Here is a 19,274-nt window from a genome sequence, read left to right as displayed (position 1 = left end):
CCATGGAAAAAATTCTTGAAGTCACCGAGGTCAAGCTTGCGGTTCTGGAGAGCTTCCCCCCCAAGTTGCGCATCGATACCCTGGGCAAGGTGCCCACTGGCGGCTGGTCGAATCCGCGATTAAAACCACATATTCATATCCAGGCTCCGCCTGATGGCATCTATGGGTTTGATTTCGTCGCTGACCCCCCTGCGGGCCCCGCGGTGGAAATCATTTCCCCTATCGAAGTAACGGATATATGGGAGAATTCGCCCGGAGGGGTGAAGGGCGTGCGCATCCATGCTGCGCAAAATTCAAAAACAGCGCTGCTCGCCGGCGCGGGTCAGCCGGAGCGCCAACCCAACCGCTTCACGCTGACGGACAGCAGCAAGGGCACGCGCATCGTTTTTTTCCCCCGGACGCTGACACCACTGGGCACAAGCGAGTCTGCGGCGGAAGCGCAACTCGAATACCATGGCCTGGAAGGCCAGTTGGTCTTTCGGGGCGACGAGATCGCGCAGGAGCAAACAGCGCTCGGCCTGGTCGTTTCCGTGGTGCTGAAACCCAATGCCGACGCAGGCGGTCTCGACTTCGCGCTGATTCTCCCGCCGGTCAATCTCGGCGGGGAGGCGCATCAGGATTTTGATACGTTGGGAATCAGGATTCGAAGCCGCGGGCGGCTGATCAATCCTGCCGGGGCGGAACTGACCTACGATGTGGTGCATTTGAAAGGCGTGGCCGAAGACATCCCGGTGCTCTGAGCGACGGGCACTCGCACCGAACCATGTAAAGAAATCCCGATAAACTCGAAGCAACCAGCAGATTATCGCGGTCTTTGCAGATCACGGAGGAACGATAATGGAAAAAAAGGGCGCGCCTGCAAGCGCGGGAGACGGGGAGGGCAGGAAGGTTAAGGTTGGGGCTGGGGCTCAGGGAGCACCGAACGATTCCGTCGCCAACCCCGACATATCCGTTCTCGCGCAATATTCCCCCACGGATGCCGCGCAATCCCATCCGCAATGGGTCAAGACCAGGTTTCCTTCCTATGTCGAGCCGCACGGCAAGCATGAAGCAACCAGCGTACGCGAGCTCACCCATAAGGGCCATACTGTCAGAATTATCACCACCTACCGCGTCGAGGTGGATGGCAAGCCTGCGGACCTGCACCTTTCGGTGGACGAAGACGGGCAGGTGTTCACCCACGCCACGCCCTTCGTAACCTATGCTTCAGCTGTGGATTTGATGAAAGCGGTGATGGATGCCTATCCTGAGGACGCCTTCGCAAATCCCTCCGGCACGTCATCGAGCGCGCCAGCCAGTCCGGATCACAACCATACTCACGGAGAGGGCACATGATCCGCCGCAACTTCCTGACCGACGCCGATGCCGCCCAGCAGTACATCGACGGGGTACGGCGGCTGAAAGACCCGGCGCAGTTTCCGTGGCCCGACCAGGACGGATTGTCGATCTATGACTCATTTGTGTTCTGGCATCATCAGACTATGATGTTGATGACGCCGCCAACGCAAAGCGACCGCAATGCCGCCCACTCCGGTCCCTCGTTCCTGCCGTGGCACCGGTACTTTCTTATTACGCTGGAGGGGTTCCTGCGGCGGGCGGTAAACGACGACCAGTTCCGCATCCCCTACTGGGATTGGAGCGCCGATGCTGAACTGGATGAACCCGTCACATCGCCTATCTGGAATAATGCCAACCTCGGTCAATTCGCAGGCTCCGACTGGCGTGTACGGCTGGAAATGAATCTGCGGAACGGGGATTTACGCCGCGCCGACCGCTCGCTGCAGCGCGACCTCGGCAGCGCGGGACAGCTGCCTGGCCGCGAGGCGGTGCGCACGGTCATCCGTGAGCAGACCGCTTACGACTCCCCGCCGTTCAATTCATCCTCGGACGGCATGCGGAACCTTGTGGAAGGCTGGATCGGGAGCGCGCGCATCCATAACAATGTTCACGTCTGGGTCGGCGGCGACATGTCGCTATCGTCGTCACCGAATGACCCGATATTCTTCCTGCACCATTGCAATGTGGACCGTATCTGGGCAGCGTGGCAGGAAAGGCACCCGGATGCCCCCTACCTGCCGGACATGACATCCCCGGAAACGCTGCAATTCCACCGCGTCGACGACGCGCTATACAGCATATACAACGACAGCGTTACGCCGCGAACCATGGTCGATTACAGGCGATACTACGAATACGACACCCTTGCCGACCTGACGAACCTGGGCGCCTGAGTCAGATCAGCACGAAATCGTTTGCGGATAGTCCGATTATTTTCGCAGCGGCCGCCCCCTGTACTGTTGCAAACCATATGCTGTCTCCCGGAATGCCGGGTGTAGGGTTGTACCAGAGCTGGCCGGTGGTCGCGGCCGACGGATCCGCGCCGCCAAAATCAAGGTAAATTCCGCTCAGGTCGTCCTCTGTGTTGCCCGTTCCCCCCTCGAAATACCAGGACGGGTCAAGCGTACTGCCGACGACGTCTTCCTGCGCCCAGATCAGCCCCCTGGAGAATGCTTCTTTGTTCTGCGCAGCCAGACCGATGCGGTCATCATCTATATTCAGGTCCTTGATGGTCGCCCCAGGGGACTTTCCATTGCGCTGGGCATTCGTGAAGTCAAACCGATCCTTGCCGGCATCGCCATACAGAATATCTGTCCCAGCGCCCCCTTCAAGTACATCGTTGCCCGGTCCACCAACCAGCATGTCCGCCCCCGCCCCGCCATAGAGCGCGTCATCGCCGCGCCCACCGTATAACTTGTCGCTTCCGGCATAACCGTAGAGCGCGTTTGCAACAATATTACCCACGACCATATTGTTGAGATCATTTCCGTCCCCGCGATGCGCGGTGCCGGTAAGGGAAAGATTTTCCACATTTGGGGGCAGCCATTTCTGTGATGTACTGACAGCGCTGACAATGCCGTCAACCCCTTGTCCGCGGTATTCGATAACCTTGTCGGACAACGCATTCACGCGGTAATTATCGTTGCCCGTGCCGCCGTACATGGTATCCGCGCCGATCCCGCCATCTATCGAATCGTGGCCGTTGCCACCGTATAAACGATCATTGCCTGCCGCACCGATGAGACGGTCGCTGCCGTCGTAACCATGGAGTGCGTTGGCGAAAGCATTGCCGGTGATCACATTGTTGAGATCGTTGCCGCCGCCGAAAAACGCCTTGCCAGTGAGCGTCAGTTTCTCGACATTGCGGGGCAGCCATTCAGGATGAGTACTGACCGAGCTGAATACAATATCGAACCCTTGATGGGCGTCTTCGATTACTTTGTCCCCCATCGTGTCGACATAGTAGCTGTCGTAGCCTGGGCCGCCATGCATGGTATCCGCACCTGCTCCACCGTCGATTTTATCGTTTCCGCTCAAACCATATATCGTGTCGGCAAAGCGGGTTGGGAGCCTAGTGGGAACGCCGGTGACACCCGAAGAGCTAAGGCCCGGTGTTATCACATCGAAATTATTGGTTCCGTAGATTTTTGTCATGATGGATTCCGGCCTGAAAATTTATATGAAAAAAAGAAAAACGGTCAACCCGGACGTTAAAGTAAGGGGCTTCCGATGCGGTTGTCTGTGGGCAACCGAACGGTGTTAGCCGAAACTCCTCCGGCGCGGCACCCGGGGTCTCAAGGAACTGGGAATTGGGAATTGGGAATTGCGAAGAATCCCAGGAATCGCGAAAAATTCATGAAGAACGTGTCTTCATCGGCCTAGCGCCGGGGCCCGATACCAGTAATTGGACGAAGAATAGGCTGTGCGTCCCCGCCGCAAGCGCGGCCATCGCAAGCTCCCGCATGGCTTGGGACATGCCCGCAGTACTGGGATCGCCCCATCCATCAATGCCCTGTTTCGATAAGGCGGCGCATTCACGCTGATTCTCGCCCCGTTTTATCCTATGATTGACACGTAGAGACAAGGAACGAGGAGAAAAGCGTGCTGCCATCCGGCCGGACAAAATTGACCCATCGGCAATTTGCCTTGTTGCTCCTTGTTGCCGCTGCGTCGAATCCTAATGGAGGCGGCTTGATGGACATCCAGCAAGATTGCCCATGGGCGGATAAATGACTGCTCGGCCGGAAATCGATGTCATTCCATTCTCAACCGCGGTAACCCTGCCGGGGCTGTTTGCTTTGCGGGTCCAACGCTCGCCGGACGAGCCGGCTTATCGCCAGTTCGATCCCGTCAAGGCCGAATGGCAACGCTATACCTGGCGGGAGACGGGCGCGCGGGTGGCAGAGTGGAAACGAGCCCTGGACCGGGAGCATCTCGACCAGGGGGATCGGGTGGCCGTGCTCTTGCGGAACTCTGTCGAGTGGGTATGTTTCGATCAGGCGGCCTTGGCGCTTGGCCTTGTCCTCGTGCCGCTGTATCTTTCCGATACGGCAGACAATATTGCTTACATTCTGGAAGATTCGGGCGCAAGGTTGCTGCTCATAGGAACACAGGGCCGTTGGAAAACGCTGGCACCGCATTGCGCCAATCGCACCCGCGTGGAAAAAGTTTTATGCCTGCAACGGCCCAACGGGGATGCCGCAGCTGGTTCCAGCGATGAAATTGCTCTTGAGGGGGTCGACGACTGGCTGGAACGCGCCGGCGGACGCACTGATAACATAACGGACGCTCAGCCTGTAGATCAGGCTGCAGTTGATAAATTCAAGTCCACGGATCCGAACCAGCTTGCCACGCTTGTCTATACCTCCGGCACAACCGGCAGGTCCAAGGGCGTCATGCTCTCGCACCGCAATATATTGTGGAACACGGAGGCGATTCTCACGGCCGTATCCGGCTACCGAAGCGATGTCTACCTCTCCTTGCTGCCGCTCTCGCATATGCTTGAACGTACCGCCGGCTATTATCTTCCGATGATGGCGGGAAGCAGTGTAGCGTATGCCCGCTCCCTAAAGGACCTGAGAGAGGATCTGAACACCATCCGCCCGCGCCTGCTCATCGGCGTGCCGCAGGTTTTTGAAGGCATGCGCGCCAAGGCTCGCCAGCAGGTGAGTGAGAAGGGAAAATTCGCCAGTTTGCTGTTTGACTGGACGCTGGAGATTGGCTGGCAACGATTTATGGCTACCCAGCACCGACCGCAGCAAGAAACGGCAGCTGCTTGGTGGCACGGCCTCGCCTGGCCGTTGTTGCGGCGGCTGGTCGCTGACAAAATACTTGAAACCCTCGGTGGGCGGTTGCGGATAGCGGTTACTGGCGGCGGACCGCTGAGCGGCGAGGCCGCGCGATATTTCCTCGCCCTTGGGCTTCCGCTTGTGCAAGGCTACGGGTTGACCGAGGCGGCGCCGGTACTCACCGTCAACCGGCTGGATGACAATATTCCAGAGTCGGCTGGCCTGCCATTGCCGGGTGTTGAAGTCCGGCTGGGCGAGGATGATGAATTACTCGCCCGCAGCCCAGGCGTCATGCTCGGCTATTGGAACAGGCCGGAAGACACAAGTCTCCGGATTGATCCGGATGGCTGGCTGCACACGGGCGATCAGGCGCGGATTGCCGGCGGCCACGTCTTCATTTGTGGACGCATCAAGGAAATCCTGGTCACCTCCAGCGGGGAAAAGGTCCCCCCTGCGGATCTTGAGATGGCGATTCTTCAGGACGCTCTGATCGCCCAGGCAATGGTGATAGGCGAGGGGCGTCCCCATCTGAGCGCGATTCTGGTGCTGAACCCGGGCGAATGGGAAAAACTGGCCGTCAGTCTTGGTCTGCAACCGGGCGAGGCAGCCTCCCTGGCGAGCTCAGCCGTGAAGAATCAAGTCGTAAACAGGATCAAGGCCGCAGTTCGCGGGTTTCCCAAGTACGCGCGGGTGCGCTCGGTTCACCTGACCCTGGAACCCTGGACGGTGGAGAATGGCCTGCTGACGCCCACATTGAAGCTGAAGCGTTTGGAAATCAATAAGCGCTACGCCGATGAGATCACGAGGCTGTATGGCGAGCAGCCAGCCCAATAAATACTGAGCCTCAACCTCAAACACCTCCGCATCTCCGTCCCTGCCTGTCGAGTCATTTGGTCGCGCGCCCGACTTGATGGCGCGCATGCGTTCGCCTGTGAGTCGTTTGCCTGTGCCTGGCATTCCTGATTTTCCACGACCAGGCACGAGGCGGACCGCTACTTCTGTTCACGCAGGCGGTCGGCCTGATCCGCCAGCTGGTCGGCACGCTTTTCAGCGGTCTCTCAGCGGTCTCTCAGCGGTCTCTCGCGCCGCGTCCGCGGCCCGATCAGTCGCCGCGGCTCCCAAGCAGCTTTATCCAAGCAGCTTTATTTACGCCTATTTTTGTTCACGAACCCGGTCAGCCGTATCCTCCAGCTGGTCAGCGCGGCGTTCGGACGCGTCACGGGTGGCTTCTGCCGCGCGGTCGGTGGCCTTGCTGTCCATACCAGGGTCCTGCTTTTCAATACGGTCGGCGGTGGCTTCGCCCTGATCACGCGCTATATCGGCTTTTTTTTCCAGTATGTCAGCTTTCTTTTCCAGCACTGCTTCCCGTTTGTTTTCCTGTTTCGAATCGCAGGCAGCAAGGGTGGAGGCGAGTATCGCGGCAATCAGGACAGGTTTTAAATTGCTCATATCAGTCATCTCCTGGTTTTCTTGAAAGGGAACCATAGTTTAGCCCGCAGCTTCAGCTCATTCTGTGCGGCGGCACACGCCCGCGACGGACATGAGTCAGGAGAGGAACGTACCCTTCGCTGCCACCGTAGCGATTGATTCAGCGGCTGAACTATTTTCGCTGCGGACGACGAGACGTCGGCTGGAGGCATGCGCCCACGACTGGAGCAGAGAGAGAAGCAAGGGGGCGGATCAGCCCGATGGCTGCAGCGGGCTGCAACGCTCGCCGCTTTAAAAACACAAACGGACGGCGGATCAGGTTGCCCTGGAAATCCTTATAGAAACCTGGCCGAGGTCTCCGCAGCGGAGCCCCGGTCAGCCGAATATCTTTCGAAAATTGTAGAAGATGACCGCTGCCATGATAAGCAAAAGCATGGGCCAGAAGCTGGTGATACTCTCGTACCATTTCGTTCCCACGGTAACAGGTATTTCCATGCGGAAATCTGCCTGATTTTCGTCCTTGCCGTAGAGATGAAGCCTGTAATCGCCGGTTTCTCCGATGCGGATCGCTTGAGTGATGCTTCCGCGCTCATAGCTTCTGGGCGGGACGGAAAAAACCGCTTTTGCCGAGCCGTCCTTCCCCATCCGTACCAGGCTCAACGCCAGCGCCCAGTTGCGGGCGGATTCCGGGTAGAGCAGGTCTATGGTCACATCGAGGATGCCGGGTTCAGGCACCTTGCCACACAGGACCGGGACAGATAGCGCACTTATCGCATTCTCGGGTATCGCATAGTCCGCTGGGATGAAGTAAGCCGAATATCCGATCAGCAGGGTATCGGATTCAATCGTGCACGTTCCGCCGCGAAAGCCCTTGGGGTAGGTTTCGGATAAATCTCCCTGGCCGCTCACGTGAAGCTGGATTCCCGTGAAAACCATGACTACCAGCATACCGATGACGGTCAGCAGCGGGCGCGTGCGCATTGATAAATTTTTCCTGCTTCGATCATGATTTCCGCTGCATCGGTGTGACCTGAAAGCGGGCACTGATGGAGCATTCCCCAGACGCTTCTATTCCTCGGGTTTCGTTCATTTCGCCTGCGGGGCTGCCCGGCTGACGTGCCGCCCTGCCTCGAAGTTTAGCCTGCTGCCTGCATTACTTCCACTATGTTTGTTGGCGCACAGAGGGGCTCTGGACCGGATGCTATTAGTGGGAGCCATGTCTCCCACGCAATCAATCCGGCTCACGGCGTTAATGGAACGCACCAGCGGCAGTCCAGACTTCCATATCGGACTCATCGACGGGCCCGTGTTCACCCAGCATCCTGATTTCAATGCGGCACATCTGCGTGGACTTACCAGCCCCAACGGGGCTACCTGCGCACAGAACGAAAGCATGGCATGCTTGCATGGGACGTTCATCGCGGGCGTTCTGTCCGCCAAGCGAACCTCTCCGGCGCCGGCGCTTTGTCCGGACTGTACGCTCCTCCTGCGTCCCATCTTCAGCGAGACGAGCGCCGGACGCGAACACATGCCCGCTGCTACCCCGGGTGAGCTGGCGAGGGCGATCCTGGATTGCATCCAGGCGGGCGCCCGTGTCATCAATCTGAGCGTCGCCCTGGCGCAGCCCTCCACCAGAGGTGAGGCGATGCTGGATGAGGCACTGAACCAGGCACTTGTCCGGGGGGTGCTGATCGTGGCGGCCGCCGGCAATCAGGGCACATTGGGCAGTTCCGCCATTACGCGTCATCCATGGGTTATCCCGGTAGTGGCGTGCGATACGCGTGGACGTCCGCTCAACGAGTCGAATCTGGGCGGGTCGATTGGCAGGCGAGGGCTGAGCGCGCCGGGCGACGGCATCACCAGCCTGGGTTCTGACGGCAAATTGCTCAGCCTCTCTGGCACGAGCGTGGCCGTGCCCTTCGTCACCGGGACCATTGCGCTGCTGTGGTCGCAATTTCCCTCGTCGAGCGCAGCCCAGATCAAGCTGGCACTGACACAGGGTTCCACCAGGCAGCGGCCTTCCGTCGTTCCGCCTCTGCTGGATGCGGAAGCCGCCCACCACATCCTGCTGGCGTCGTCGGCAACGCGGCGCATGGCGGGATGAAGGAGCAGACTGGGCACACGACGCACACGAGTTTCTATTATCACTATGAACTAATGGGAAGGAGAAAAAAATGACCGAACAGATCGAGAGCGAGGCTTCAGAACAGCCAACGGGCCAAATGACTAAAGGAATGGAAGGGGGGGACAAGCGTACAGGTGCGCCGTTCGCGGAGACCCGCTCGAACCTGTCGGTTTCGCCGCAGATGGGTGCCGCGGGCTGTAGCTGTGGCGGAGCAGCGGGAATAGCGCAAAATGGCGGGGGGATCATCTCATATGTTTATGCCATCGGAAGGGTCGAGGCCCGGTTCCCGAATCTGGCGGCCGAGAAGGAATTTGCCCAGGCGACCGGGCGCGCCGACACTGCCGGCAAAACCGATCAGCAGGCCTTCCATGAGGTGCTGTCCCAACGCCAGAATCGCTACCTCGTCCGCCAGCTGTGCTGGGTCTTGACCATACAGGGACTGGAAACCTACCTCCTGCAGCCGCGCGATCCGGCCGATATCGACATGCTGATCGACGCCATCCGTCCGGCGCCCACGCCCAACGACATCGACGTGGTTATAGGCATGCGCGGACCCATTGCACCGCCAGAAATGTGCAATGGACTCATGATTCCCATTGTCGCGTTTGACCAGATCTACTCATTCGCGCGCGACACCCTCATCAAGGCGATTCCCAGGCCGGGAAACGTCGGGGAGAAACAATTCGCCCCGGCAGCCGAAGAACTATTCCACCGCATTATGCAAATGACGGATAACGCGGGCGCAACTGACGAACATCGCGTCCTGAACTATCTGGCCATGCGTTATCAGGTGATTTATGCAAAGACAGCGGAAAAATACGGCGCGGATTGTTCCCTGACCGGAGTGGAGGTCGTGCCCTCGTCGCTTAGCAGCACCCGCAAGATCTACAAAGCCATCTTTTCCTACACCAATCGCAACACCGACTTTACCGAGAAATTCTTTGTGCGCGTCGACGCCACCGAGGAATTTCCGTTTCTGGTGACCAAGATGTCGCCCTACTATGATCGATAACCGCAAACACGACTGTTCGAACCACTAACTGAAAGGAGGTACGAAATGAATACGACGACCATACCGGGATTCACGGCCGAAGCCTCGCTCGACCGTATCAACACGCCTTATCGCACGGCCGCTAACGGACTCAGCATGGCTGATAGCGGATCGATCGTTCCGCAACGCATCAAGCTCAGGGATTGGACCTGCGAATGCGATGCCGCAACGGATATCTGCGTCTGCACATCAGGAGGCGCGATGCGGGTGATACACGCGGTTTTGGGCGAACTTTAAGGATAAACGATGCCCTTTATCATGTGATCAGGAGGAAACGGAAAATGAACATGCCACAATTTAATGCGGAAGCCTCGCTTGGCCGATCGATGAATACATATAGGGGAACGCTTTCTTACAGTGAATCTGGCTCGATGCAAGTGACGCCGAGCCAGATCTGGAGGGGTTTTGATATTTTTCCCTTGATGCGATGCTGCGGCTATGTACCGTCGCTGGGAAGATTCGTGTGCACCTCGCAGCGAACTCATCCGCTGCAGAACTGCGAATGCCGGCGCACCCCGGATGGCTATCCCTGGATACTGTGCCGTGACCCTGTGCTTACGTTAGGTTAAACGCGACTGGCAGGAGGGCGGGGCAATTACGTACGCGCCCGGTAGCTCCAATAATAGAGGAGGATTTATGCCAAAATGCGACGCATGCGGGAATGACTATGACAAAGCGTTCCAGGTAATTGCCGGCGGCAAGACCTACACCTTCGACAGCTTCGAGTGCGCGATCAGCACGCTGGCGCCGACATGCGCGCATTGCAAGGTAAGAATCGTGGGGCACGGGCTGGAAAAGAGCGGTACCATGTACTGCTGCAACCATTGCGCCGAGCAGGAGGGGGTGACGGAACTGCGCGACCGGTCATAGCCGCGGGCGCTTGTCGCAGCGTCACTCCTTCCCCTCGAAGGACGAAATGTCAGCTCAATGCTCGAAAAGGTCCGCTGCGTCCTTCGACACAATTGGGGCTATGGCCAAGCGGTACGGGCCTATGTCGCATGCCCTGCGACCGACTTATCTGTACGGTCAGTTTTCAACCCATTGGCAGGGTATTTACCCCCTGAAGAAATGCTGTTGGCGCTCGCCGGGTGGCCTATCAAAAATCATAAATAAGACGGGAAACGAGCAGCCATTCGGTTTTTTTCTGCTCGTTCCATTGCGTTGTCAGCTGCGACGGTCCACCGCCAATCTGGATTATCCCGTTTTTACTAATACTGTATTGAAATTGCGGTGTGAGCTGGTAGCGATAATCTCGCGCGCCGATCTCACTATTTAATTCCACCCCAAACGAAAAACGCTTGCTGAAACTATAAAACAGGCTGTTATTCAACAAGCCGATAAACTCACCTGATTTACCGATCGCGGTGTGCCTGACGCCCAGCATATTCATCATGCTCCACTTGTCCGAAAACTTGTAGTCATTCAGGTAGAGCACCTCCGCTGCATAGGCTTTTTGATCGTTTATGCGCCGCCCCCCGGCCTGCCAGCCGTGAAGCATGCGGCCCTTCATCAACTCGCCGAAATAACCTTGCACCGTAACCTTGTATTGGTTTACGGTTGTATTTTCAACCGGGAGCTCAAACTCAATTGCGTGTCCCTTGGCAAACGCATATTCAACCTCAGGCGACCATGCCATTTCGCCTGTGCGAGGTGAATAGGCCAGCAAGGTATTGATTTCCGTTTTTCCTTTGGTGGAGCCAAGCGGGTCGACCAGATCGTACACCATCGGCTCAGGCCGGTCGTCCTCCTGCGCACTTGCGCTATGTGGCAGGCCGAGCGCGGCAAGCATGGCGGGCAGCATTACGGCAAGATGAATGCAGCGAGGTGTCCAATTTACGCTTGCATAACTCATGTTCGTCTGTCTGAGCCATGTTAGAACGTACATAAGATCAAGCACCTACTTATCGGTTTACGCTTTGGCTGAGATTTTCGTAAATCCTGGTTTCTTCTTGTCAAATTGGAATTCTTTGTCCGCTCCCCGCCTGCCGGCTGTACGTGTTATGGGTGAAAGGCCTGGCAGGCCGGCTGAAGAGTGATGTTGCAGCCCCCTCGGATCAGCTGCTTGGCGAACAGTATTGAGGTTTTCTATAGCTGAATCTGTACGGTGGCATACGAAAATATGCCGCCATGCTAAGTTGACGGAAATGGGGCGCACATGCTTCATGGAAACCGCCTGAACACGTCAATTACCGTCAGCGTCCGGCGAAGAATGACTCCACGTCGCCGAGCACACGCGTACGCTTCATGGGCGGCAGGCTTTGCCAGATCTTCCTGCCATAGGGTTTGGTAATGAGGCGCGGGTCGCAAATCATCAGCACGCCGCGGTCGGTCTCGTCGCGGATCAATCTTCCGGCTCCCTGCTTCAGGTTGATCACCGCGCGCGGCAGTTGATACTCCATGAAGGCGTTGCGGCCCTCCTTGTTGATTTTATCGATACGCGCCGCCAGCACCGGGTCATCTGGCGGGGCGAAGGGCAGCTTGTCGATCACCACCAGCGACAACGCTTCGCCCCGCACGTCCACCCCTTCCCAGAAGGATTGGCTGCCTATCAGCACTGCGTTAGCCGTGTTTCGAAAACGCTCCAGCATGTGAGAACGGGAACCCTGGCCTTGCAGCAATACCGGATAGTCGAGTCGTTCCCGCTTGAATGCTTCCAGCAGCAATTCGTGCGCACGCTGCATCGACCGCAGGCTGGTACACAGGAAAAATGCGCGACCACGGCTGGCCTTCAGCACCGGCAACGCGGCTTTCACCACCTCTTCCGTATATTTCGGGCTGTTGGGATCGGGGAGGCCGGCGGGCACATAGAGCAAAGCCTGATTGGCGAAATCAAACGGGCTTTCCCAGCAAGCCGACCGCGCCGTGATCAATTCAGCGTTCAAACCCATCTCGCCAGTGTAGTGGGAAAAATCGCCTTTTACCGACAGGGTGGCCGAGGTGAATACCCACGCGCGCGGTGATCCGCTCAGCTGCCTGTTGAATATCTCTGCGATGGAAAGCGGCGTCGCGTTGAGCTGCAGCGCCTGGCTGAATACTTCCACCCAACGGACGAAGCCGTCAGCTTCGGCTTCATTGCGCCAGCGTCTGATACTGGCGCTGAGTTCGCGCGTCCGCTGCCCGCAGTGTTCCAGGCCCTCCGAGCGCTGCGCCTGGTTTTCCAGCAGCTCCGCCAGCCCATCGAGCTTTTGCAGCAATTCGTCCAACGCCGCGCCGAAGCTAGGGTTTTTCAGCGTTGCCGCTAATGGCATACGCGTGTTCTCGCCCTCCACCGTCAGACGGAAGTCGCGCGCCGCTTTCTCCATTGCCATGATAGCTTCGGGCAGTGGAGTGAAATCCTTCGCCCCCCGCAAGGCTTCAGCCTGGGTATCACGGGCAAGCTCCAGCAACTGGCTGGTGCTGACAGTCTCGCCGAAAAACAGGCTCGCTGTTTCGGGCAACTGGTGAGCTTCATCGAAGATTACCGTGTTGCAGGCGGGAAGCAGCTCGGCCAGGCCTTCGTCGCGCAGCATCACATCAGCGAAAAAGAGGTGATGATTGACGACCACAACATCCGCCGCCAGTGCCTGCTTGCGCGCCTCCATGACAAAACATTCCTTGTGATGTGGGCATTCGGAACCGAGACAATTGTCACGCGTGGACGTTACGTGCTGCCAGATGGCCGCATTTTCCGGCACCTCGCTCAAGCCGCTCTTGTCGCCGCTCTTGGTGACGTTGGCGTAGCGTTCGATGAGCTTGAGATACTTGACCTCGTCGCGGCTAATAAGGCTGGGCCGCCCTTCCTGCAGCGTTCGCTCCAGATGGTAATGGCAAACGTAATTCGCCCGGCCTTTCAGCAACGCCACGGTAACTGGCGCCTTCAGCGCCGCGCGCACGGTCGGAATATCGCGATTGAACAACTGGTCCTGCAAGGTCTTGGTGCCGGTGGAGATGATGACTTTCCCGCCGCCCAGCAACGCGGGAACCAGGTAGGCAAACGTTTTGCCCGTGCCGGTGCCGGCTTCCGCGACCAGGACAGAATTTGCCGCGATGGTTTCAGCAATCGCCTGCGCCATCTCCAGCTGATGCGCGCGCGGACTGTACCCGGACACTGTGCGCGCCAGCGGGCCCTCGGGCGAAAAGAACGAATCGATATCGGGCATGGGCAAGGTCGGAAAACTGCCGCCATGATAACGCAGTGCCCCGCCGAACGCACCGCATATGCACCTGCATGTATTTGCGCGTGATCAAGCCTCCTGGCTGTGCTTCAGTCGATAATTCCTTGCCGCCCCGATTTAAGCGCGAGAGCGCACTGACCAGTAAGGCCCGCCCTGGTATCTTTTCCGTGACGAGAACTTGGAGGCTCGAACTTGAAGCCCGAACTAGGAAGCCGAATGGCCGGTCTTAGCAGGACTTGACGGCGAAGCTGGATATAACAGGAGCGGAGTGTGTTTTTCAAAAGACTGAAAGCGTCGGGTCTGGGACAGAATTCCTACATGCTTGGTTGCGGGCAGGGAATAGCCATGGTCATCGACCCGCGCCGGGATGTCGAGGAATATCTTGAACTCGCACAGAATAACGGCCTGAGCATCGCTTATATTCTCGAAACGCACCGCCAGGAAGATTTCGAATTCGGTTCGCGAGCGCTGGCGGAAGTTACCGGCGCCCAAATCGTGACCGGCAGGCATGAACTGTTCGGTCAATCGGATATCAAGCTGGGGAACGGACAGGAACTCAAGGCCGGAACCACGCGCCTCGTGGCGTTTGAGACCCCAGGACACACGCGCGAGAGCATGACTTATGCGGTCTACCCGAAGGGCACCGGAAAGAAATGCTGGGGGATTTTTACCGGGGATACGCTCTTTGTCAGTGCGACAGGACGAACGGATCTGTCTGACCCTGCGAAAACACGGGAGAATGCCGGGATTCTTTACGACTCCATCCTTGAGAAGATCGCGCCGCTCGGCGATCAGGCCCTGATCTTTCCCGCGCACGGGGCCGGCTCCGCCTGTGGCGGGAACATTTCGGATCGCGACGATTCCACGCTCGGCATCGAGAAGGAAACCAACCTGGTTTTCAAAACCAGCCGCGACGAATTCATGGACCACAAAGTGGCCGAGAAGCTGCCGCGTCCGCCCTATTTTTCCCACATGGAAAAAGTGAACCTGCAGGGTGGCAGGGCGTTGCCCGAGGGAATCGGGACCGGCGGTCGGATGCTCCAGCCGCATGAATTCCAGGAAAGGATGAGCACAGGCGTCGTGATCGATTGCCGCCCACCCGAAGCATTCGCAGGCGCGCATATTCCAGAATCATACAATGTCTGGCTGCAGGGCCTTCCGGCGTTTGCAGGATGGCTAGCGGATGAGAGCACGGCAATATTCCTGGTGGTCGATGAACCCGCGCATATTCATGAAGCCGTTACATCGCTCGCGCGCATTGGCCTGGACCGCGTGGAAGGGGTGCTGGGCGGCGGAATAGAGGCATGGCGGGATCAGGGGCTTGCACTTGCCATGTCCGGCACGATCAGCGCGCAGGAGTGCGCGGAACGGATGAAGAAGAACGAGGTACGCGTGCTGGACGTACGCGACGATAACGAGCGGGAAGAGAAACGTATCCCCGGTTCGCTCCATACGTATGTCGGCGACCTCGAAAAAAAGATTCCCCATCTGCCCAAGGAAGACAACCTGGTAGTTCATTGCAGTGTTGGCCATCGAGCCGGTCTCGCCGCAAGCATCCTCAAGCGCAACGGGTTCACTCATGTTTTTAACCTGCTCGGCGGCATCAAGGCGTGGGAGGCTCTCAATCTTCCGCTCGACCAGCCCGATCAGCGGGATGAGCCGGACAATGGAAACAAAAACTAGCTGAAACTATTACCCAATTACGACGGGAGGCAAGAATGGACTACATGGCAAGCGATGGCGGCGCGTGGTCCCCTTATCTGGTCGGGGCATTGATCGGGCTGCTTTCGATGGCGACGTTCTATTTTTCCAACCAGCCGATTGGCGCTTCCACGGCGTACGCGCGAATTGCCGGACTCATCGGAAAGGTGTTTTCCAAACGCCACACCGAATCCCTCAAGTTCTATCAGGAAACAAAACCCAGTATCCAGTGGGATGTCACGCTCCTGCTCGGCATTCTTCTGGGCGCCGCCATCGCGGCGTACACAGGAGGTGAAATCACGGGGTACTGGGTGCCTCCCTTGTGGGAAGAGCGGTTTGGCTCCAGTTACGCCCTCAGGTTGGGCGTGGCCTTCCTCGGCGGCGCGGTCATGGCCTTCGGCGCGAGGCTTGCTGGCGGATGCACCAGCGGGCATGGCATCAGCGGCGCGCTGCAGCTTTCCGTAGGCTCATGGGTCGCATTGATATGTTTCTTCATCGGCGGAATGACAACCGCCAAACTTATGTTTGGAATCTAGGATTAGATCATCATGAACATGAATATGGACACGAATACGCTTTCAGATCACGACTCGCTGATCCATGCAGAAGGGAGCGCTACGCCGCACGTACCGCTGCCCGGGATCCTTCCGCTGGCAAATAAAAAGGCAGCGGATCGTCAGAAGGAAAAGGCCGACACGCCCAGGCAGATCATGCTGGGCCTCTTCTTTGGTGTGATATTCGGGTTCTTGCTGCAAAAGGGCGGGGTAGGCAAGTACGAGGTGCTGTTGGGCGCCCTGTTCCTGACGGATTTCACCGTCATGAAAATCATGCTCACCGCCATCGCGACCGGCATGATCGGCATCTTCTCCCTGCATGCATTGGGACTGGTCGAGCTGCACGTGAAACCCACCCGTTATGCGGCCAACATCATCGGGGGACTCATCTTTGGGGTTGGCTTTGGCCTGCTGGGCTACTGCCCGGGCACGGGAACTGCTGCTCTTGGGCAGGGGAATTTTGATGCCATCGCAGGCGTTCTGGGCCTTTTGGCTGGCAGTTATCTCTATGCCGAAACGTCCGACTTTCTGGAAGCAACTGTTTTGAAGTGGGGCAACCGCGGCAAAATCACGCTGCCCGAACTGGTGGGCGCGCGACGGACCATTTTCATACTTTGGTTTGTACCGCTTCTGGCGACGATCCTGTATTTACTGGAAACGTTTTTCCCGATGGCACGGTAAGGCTCAGGCCCTGCCATGCCGTCCTCCTCCTTGTTCTTTTCCTGTCCGCCCGGATTTTTGGCCGCCATGTTGTCCACGGCTTGGGGAGTCTTGTCCATGAATGCTTTGCACAATGGGTCGCTGTAAGCATCCCGTTTCTGGGCGATATTCCTCCCGAGTCCAGCCAATGCGGCAATGCTGATCAGCAGAAAGATGGCAAGTATGGCAATCGGTAACCAGATGTTTCGCAAAATGACCTCCCTGGCGTACGCCTTCTTCATTCGTTGCGCTGCAAGCCGGCTGATCAGTGGAGAACCGCCAGGCAAGGCATCGCGACGCTGACCAATAAAAAATCGCACCCCGGCTAAGCGGGGGGCGATTAGCTGAATCTGTCTAGTCGTTGGGCGGGTGCCGGCTGGAACGGGTACGGGCGTCCCCTGTCCTCGATGTTCCTGGGGTCCTGGCGCTGCCCGCGCCGGTAACCGCGTAGCGTTCCCTCTCATCCTGCTCAAGGCCGGCCGCAAGCCGGCGGTGTGAAGCCGCCTTGCCGATGCTTGCCTTCGCCGCCCGCTCGTACCTGTTCATCAAGGCCCAGGTATGCGACTGCCGGTCCTGCGCCTGTCGGCCGTAGAGATAGCTTTTCTCCTGGAAATGCTGGAGAAGTTGCCTCTGTTCCTCAGCTTTTATCCGCATCTCCGCCGCCAAATTTTCAAAGTAAGTGACCAACGCAACATGATCGCCGGGTGTACGCGCACTCTCAACCGTCTTACGAACAGCGGGGCTGTCCACGGCCTCGTATGGGCTCATCGGAGCGCATGCACCCAGTAACCCCAAGGTGGCTGCCATCACGAAAATTTTTCCTTTTTTCACGCTGACTTGCCCAAATACCGCTGCCCGAATTCCGATCCATAAAAGCACTGTTTAAGTGCTTCACGTACGGCACAGGTTATCAACTCGGCTCCACTTTGTCAACTTTTGTATGTTTAAAGTATACGAATGGGTTGTTGACCCTGGCAAACAAAGACTACAGAAGCGGTGTGGCCAACTGCATCGCGTATACCAGAGCGTGAGCTTGGCGGAAAATGGATTCACAGAAGTGATAAAGGTAGTTAACTTCGGCCTAGATGTAACTCGAAGCGTACCGACGGAAAGTTGTGGACAAATGTACTGTTGGAAGCTGTGGACAAATGTACCGTTTTAATGTGAAGGAAAAAGTGTACTATTACCTGCCAATACTGCTGTGATTGAGCATGCTCCTGTGAATTCAAATATTGGAAAAATCGAGAAGAATGAACTTATTAATACTCCATCTTAGCGACATTCACATCAAAACAGCTAGGGATGAAATTTTGACGCGCGGCGACTTGATTGGCCGAGCGACCTACAAAGATCTACCCATGGTCGACGGGGTAGTCATACTCGTTACTGGCGATATTGCTTTTAGTGGTAAGGAAACTGAATACGCGTTAGCTGAAGGATTTCTGGAAGATGTAGTGAAAAGTATCAGAAGGGAAAAAAATATTCCTCTTAAAGTCTTAATGTGTCCCGGCAACCATGACTGCGACTTTGAATCGGGCAAACCTGAAATCAGAGAGCTCATAATTGAGAAGATCTTAAAAACGTCACCGGACGAAATAACAGATACGCTCATAGAACAATGCGTTGAGGTTCAGCACCAATTTTTCGCGTTCCAGCAGAAGTTTTATATTGAACAACCTCTCAATAATCACGCGTTATGGCAGTCTCACAGGGTTACCCTAAATGGTCACTCGGTACTTTTTCATCTTCTAAACGTCGCATGGATGTCGAAGCAGCGCGAGGCCCAGGGTACGGTTGTCTTCCCAATCAAAAGGTTTGAAGCTGTGGTAAAAACCACATCAGACGCGACCATAGTGGCGTTCCATCATCCACTAAATTGGTTCGCTCAATCAAGCTATCGCCCTTTCAGAATGTTTACGAGGAAAGCCGCACATCTGATTCTAACGGGACATGAGCATTCCCAGGCAGTTGCGTTTATTGACGAAATGGCCGCAGGAGAAAATGTTGCAATAGACGGAGGGGTCCTACAGGGCGCTAATACGCAAACCTCTTGCTTCAACCTCGTATTATTAAATCTTGAGACTCAAGAGTATTCGGTTGAGTTTCAAGAATGGAACGGCTCTCTTTACGTTCCCAAAGAGGTGGAGTCAGCATGGTCTTCCTTCAGGCGGTTGCCGGAGAAGAAGCGGAGTGAGTTCTCGATCACCGACGAGTTTTTGGAACTTCTCAATAATGCTGGAGCTCGATTTACACATTACGGCAAGGGGGAAGATTTAACGCTTGACGACGTGTATATCTACCCAGAAATGCGACCGCTTGATGAAGAAGAAAAAGGTCGGACTGATGTTCCCCCAATTCTGATGGGATTCAAAACTAGAATCTAGCCGCTTCGAGCAGTCTGACCTGGTTGGATTTAACGTATTCGCTTGGGGTCAG

The 19,274-nt window shown here is 56.9% G+C and carries 18 protein-coding genes; 12 read left to right on the top strand and 6 right to left on the bottom strand.

All coding sequences use genetic code 11. The annotated features are described in order from the left end of the window. Positions 1 to 2 precede the first annotated feature (2 nt). From BM022_RS12650 to BM022_RS12640, 3 genes are all read left to right on the top strand, one after another. Positions 3 to 740: a hypothetical protein gene (locus tag BM022_RS12650; protein WP_091139809.1), complete on the top strand. Its 738-nt coding sequence runs from the start codon at positions 3 to 5 to the stop codon at positions 738 to 740. Positions 741 to 837: 97 nt separating this feature from the next. Continuing rightward, positions 838 to 1,335, top strand: coding sequence for a hypothetical protein (locus BM022_RS12645; protein WP_091139807.1), 498 nt, complete (start codon positions 838 to 840; stop codon positions 1,333 to 1,335). After that, positions 1,332 to 2,231: a tyrosinase family protein gene (locus BM022_RS12640; RefSeq protein ID WP_091139804.1), complete on the top strand. Its 900-nt coding sequence runs from the start codon at positions 1,332 to 1,334 to the stop codon at positions 2,229 to 2,231. The genes BM022_RS12645 and BM022_RS12640 overlap by 4 nt, the downstream gene beginning before the upstream one ends. A 1-nt stretch (position 2,232) precedes the next feature. Here the strand turns inward: BM022_RS12640 and BM022_RS12635 are convergent, their stop codons facing one another. Further along, complete coding sequence (locus tag BM022_RS12635; protein ID WP_091139802.1) at positions 2,233 to 3,492, bottom strand: calcium-binding protein; 1,260 nt, start codon at positions 3,490 to 3,492, stop codon at positions 2,233 to 2,235. 575 nt (positions 3,493 to 4,067) lie between these two features. On the opposite strand from BM022_RS12635, the gene BM022_RS12625 reads away from it, so the two are divergent. Further along, positions 4,068 to 5,960 (top strand): AMP-dependent synthetase/ligase, encoded by a 1,893-nt coding sequence (locus BM022_RS12625; protein ID WP_091139797.1) that lies wholly within the window; start codon positions 4,068 to 4,070, stop codon positions 5,958 to 5,960. 318 nt (positions 5,961 to 6,278) lie between these two features. On the opposite strand, the gene BM022_RS12620 is transcribed toward BM022_RS12625, so the two are convergent. After that, the gene (locus BM022_RS12620) at positions 6,279 to 6,575 is read right to left on the bottom strand and encodes a hypothetical protein (RefSeq protein WP_091139796.1); all 297 of its coding nucleotides are present in this window, start codon (positions 6,573 to 6,575) and stop codon (positions 6,279 to 6,281) included. A gap of 354 nt (positions 6,576 to 6,929) precedes the next feature. Beyond that, entirely contained in the window at positions 6,930 to 7,535 is a 606-nt protein-coding gene (locus tag BM022_RS12615) for a hypothetical protein (protein ID WP_091139793.1), read from the bottom strand. A gap of 235 nt (positions 7,536 to 7,770) precedes the next feature. Between BM022_RS12615 and BM022_RS12610 the strand changes: the two genes are divergently transcribed. From BM022_RS12610 to BM022_RS12595, 4 genes are all read left to right on the top strand, one after another. After that, on the top strand, positions 7,771 to 8,658 hold the full coding sequence (locus BM022_RS12610) for a S8 family serine peptidase (RefSeq protein ID WP_091139790.1): 888 nt from the start codon (positions 7,771 to 7,773) through the stop codon (positions 8,656 to 8,658). A 70-nt stretch (positions 8,659 to 8,728) separates the two neighbouring features. Beyond that, positions 8,729 to 9,691: a cyanobactin maturation protease PatG family protein gene (locus BM022_RS12605; protein WP_091139789.1), complete on the top strand. Its 963-nt coding sequence runs from the start codon at positions 8,729 to 8,731 to the stop codon at positions 9,689 to 9,691. A gap of 45 nt (positions 9,692 to 9,736) precedes the next feature. After that, positions 9,737 to 9,967 carry a hypothetical protein gene (locus BM022_RS12600; protein ID WP_091139786.1) on the top strand — a complete coding sequence of 77 codons (231 nt, stop codon included), beginning with the start codon at positions 9,737 to 9,739 and terminating at the stop codon, positions 9,965 to 9,967. 399 nt (positions 9,968 to 10,366) lie between these two features. Beyond that, positions 10,367 to 10,600, top strand: coding sequence for a hypothetical protein (locus tag BM022_RS12595; RefSeq protein WP_091139785.1), 234 nt, complete (start codon positions 10,367 to 10,369; stop codon positions 10,598 to 10,600). A gap of 226 nt (positions 10,601 to 10,826) precedes the next feature. Here BM022_RS12595 and BM022_RS12590 read toward each other — a convergent pair whose 3' ends face one another. Both BM022_RS12590 and BM022_RS12585 read right to left on the bottom strand, forming a co-directional pair. Then, the gene (locus BM022_RS12590; RefSeq protein WP_256209165.1) at positions 10,827 to 11,615 is read right to left on the bottom strand and encodes a hypothetical protein; all 789 of its coding nucleotides are present in this window, start codon (positions 11,613 to 11,615) and stop codon (positions 10,827 to 10,829) included. A 307-nt stretch (positions 11,616 to 11,922) separates the two neighbouring features. Further along, positions 11,923 to 13,869: a DNA repair helicase YoaA gene (locus BM022_RS12585; protein ID WP_091139782.1), complete on the bottom strand. Its 1,947-nt coding sequence runs from the start codon at positions 13,867 to 13,869 to the stop codon at positions 11,923 to 11,925. Between the two features lie 285 nt (positions 13,870 to 14,154). Here BM022_RS12585 and BM022_RS12580 point away from each other — a divergent pair, with 285 nt between their 5' ends. The 3 genes from BM022_RS12580 to BM022_RS12570 are packed head-to-tail and all read left to right on the top strand — an operon-like array spanning position 14,155 to position 16,820. Beyond that, the gene (locus tag BM022_RS12580) at positions 14,155 to 15,567 is read left to right on the top strand and encodes an MBL fold metallo-hydrolase (RefSeq protein WP_091139780.1); all 1,413 of its coding nucleotides are present in this window, start codon (positions 14,155 to 14,157) and stop codon (positions 15,565 to 15,567) included. A 35-nt stretch (positions 15,568 to 15,602) separates the two neighbouring features. Next, entirely contained in the window at positions 15,603 to 16,121 is a 519-nt protein-coding gene (locus BM022_RS12575; RefSeq protein ID WP_256209164.1) for a YeeE/YedE thiosulfate transporter family protein, read from the top strand. Between the two features lie 12 nt (positions 16,122 to 16,133). Continuing rightward, positions 16,134 to 16,820, top strand: a complete 687-nt coding sequence (locus tag BM022_RS12570; protein WP_256209163.1) for a YeeE/YedE thiosulfate transporter family protein — start codon at positions 16,134 to 16,136, stop codon at positions 16,818 to 16,820. Between the two features lie 372 nt (positions 16,821 to 17,192). On the opposite strand, the gene BM022_RS12565 is transcribed toward BM022_RS12570, so the two are convergent. After that, complete coding sequence (locus tag BM022_RS12565) at positions 17,193 to 17,669, bottom strand: hypothetical protein (RefSeq protein ID WP_177191717.1); 477 nt, start codon at positions 17,667 to 17,669, stop codon at positions 17,193 to 17,195. Between the two features lie 419 nt (positions 17,670 to 18,088). Between BM022_RS12565 and BM022_RS12560 the strand changes: the two genes are divergently transcribed. After that, positions 18,089 to 19,222, top strand: a complete 1,134-nt coding sequence (locus BM022_RS12560) for a metallophosphoesterase family protein (RefSeq protein ID WP_091139778.1) — start codon at positions 18,089 to 18,091, stop codon at positions 19,220 to 19,222. The last annotated feature ends 52 nt before the right edge of the window (positions 19,223 to 19,274 follow it).

The organism is Nitrosospira sp. Nsp14, assembly GCF_900113575.1.
Taxonomy (GTDB): Bacteria; Pseudomonadota; Gammaproteobacteria; order Burkholderiales; family Nitrosomonadaceae; genus Nitrosospira.
This window is presented reverse-complemented; position numbering and strand designations above follow the sequence as displayed.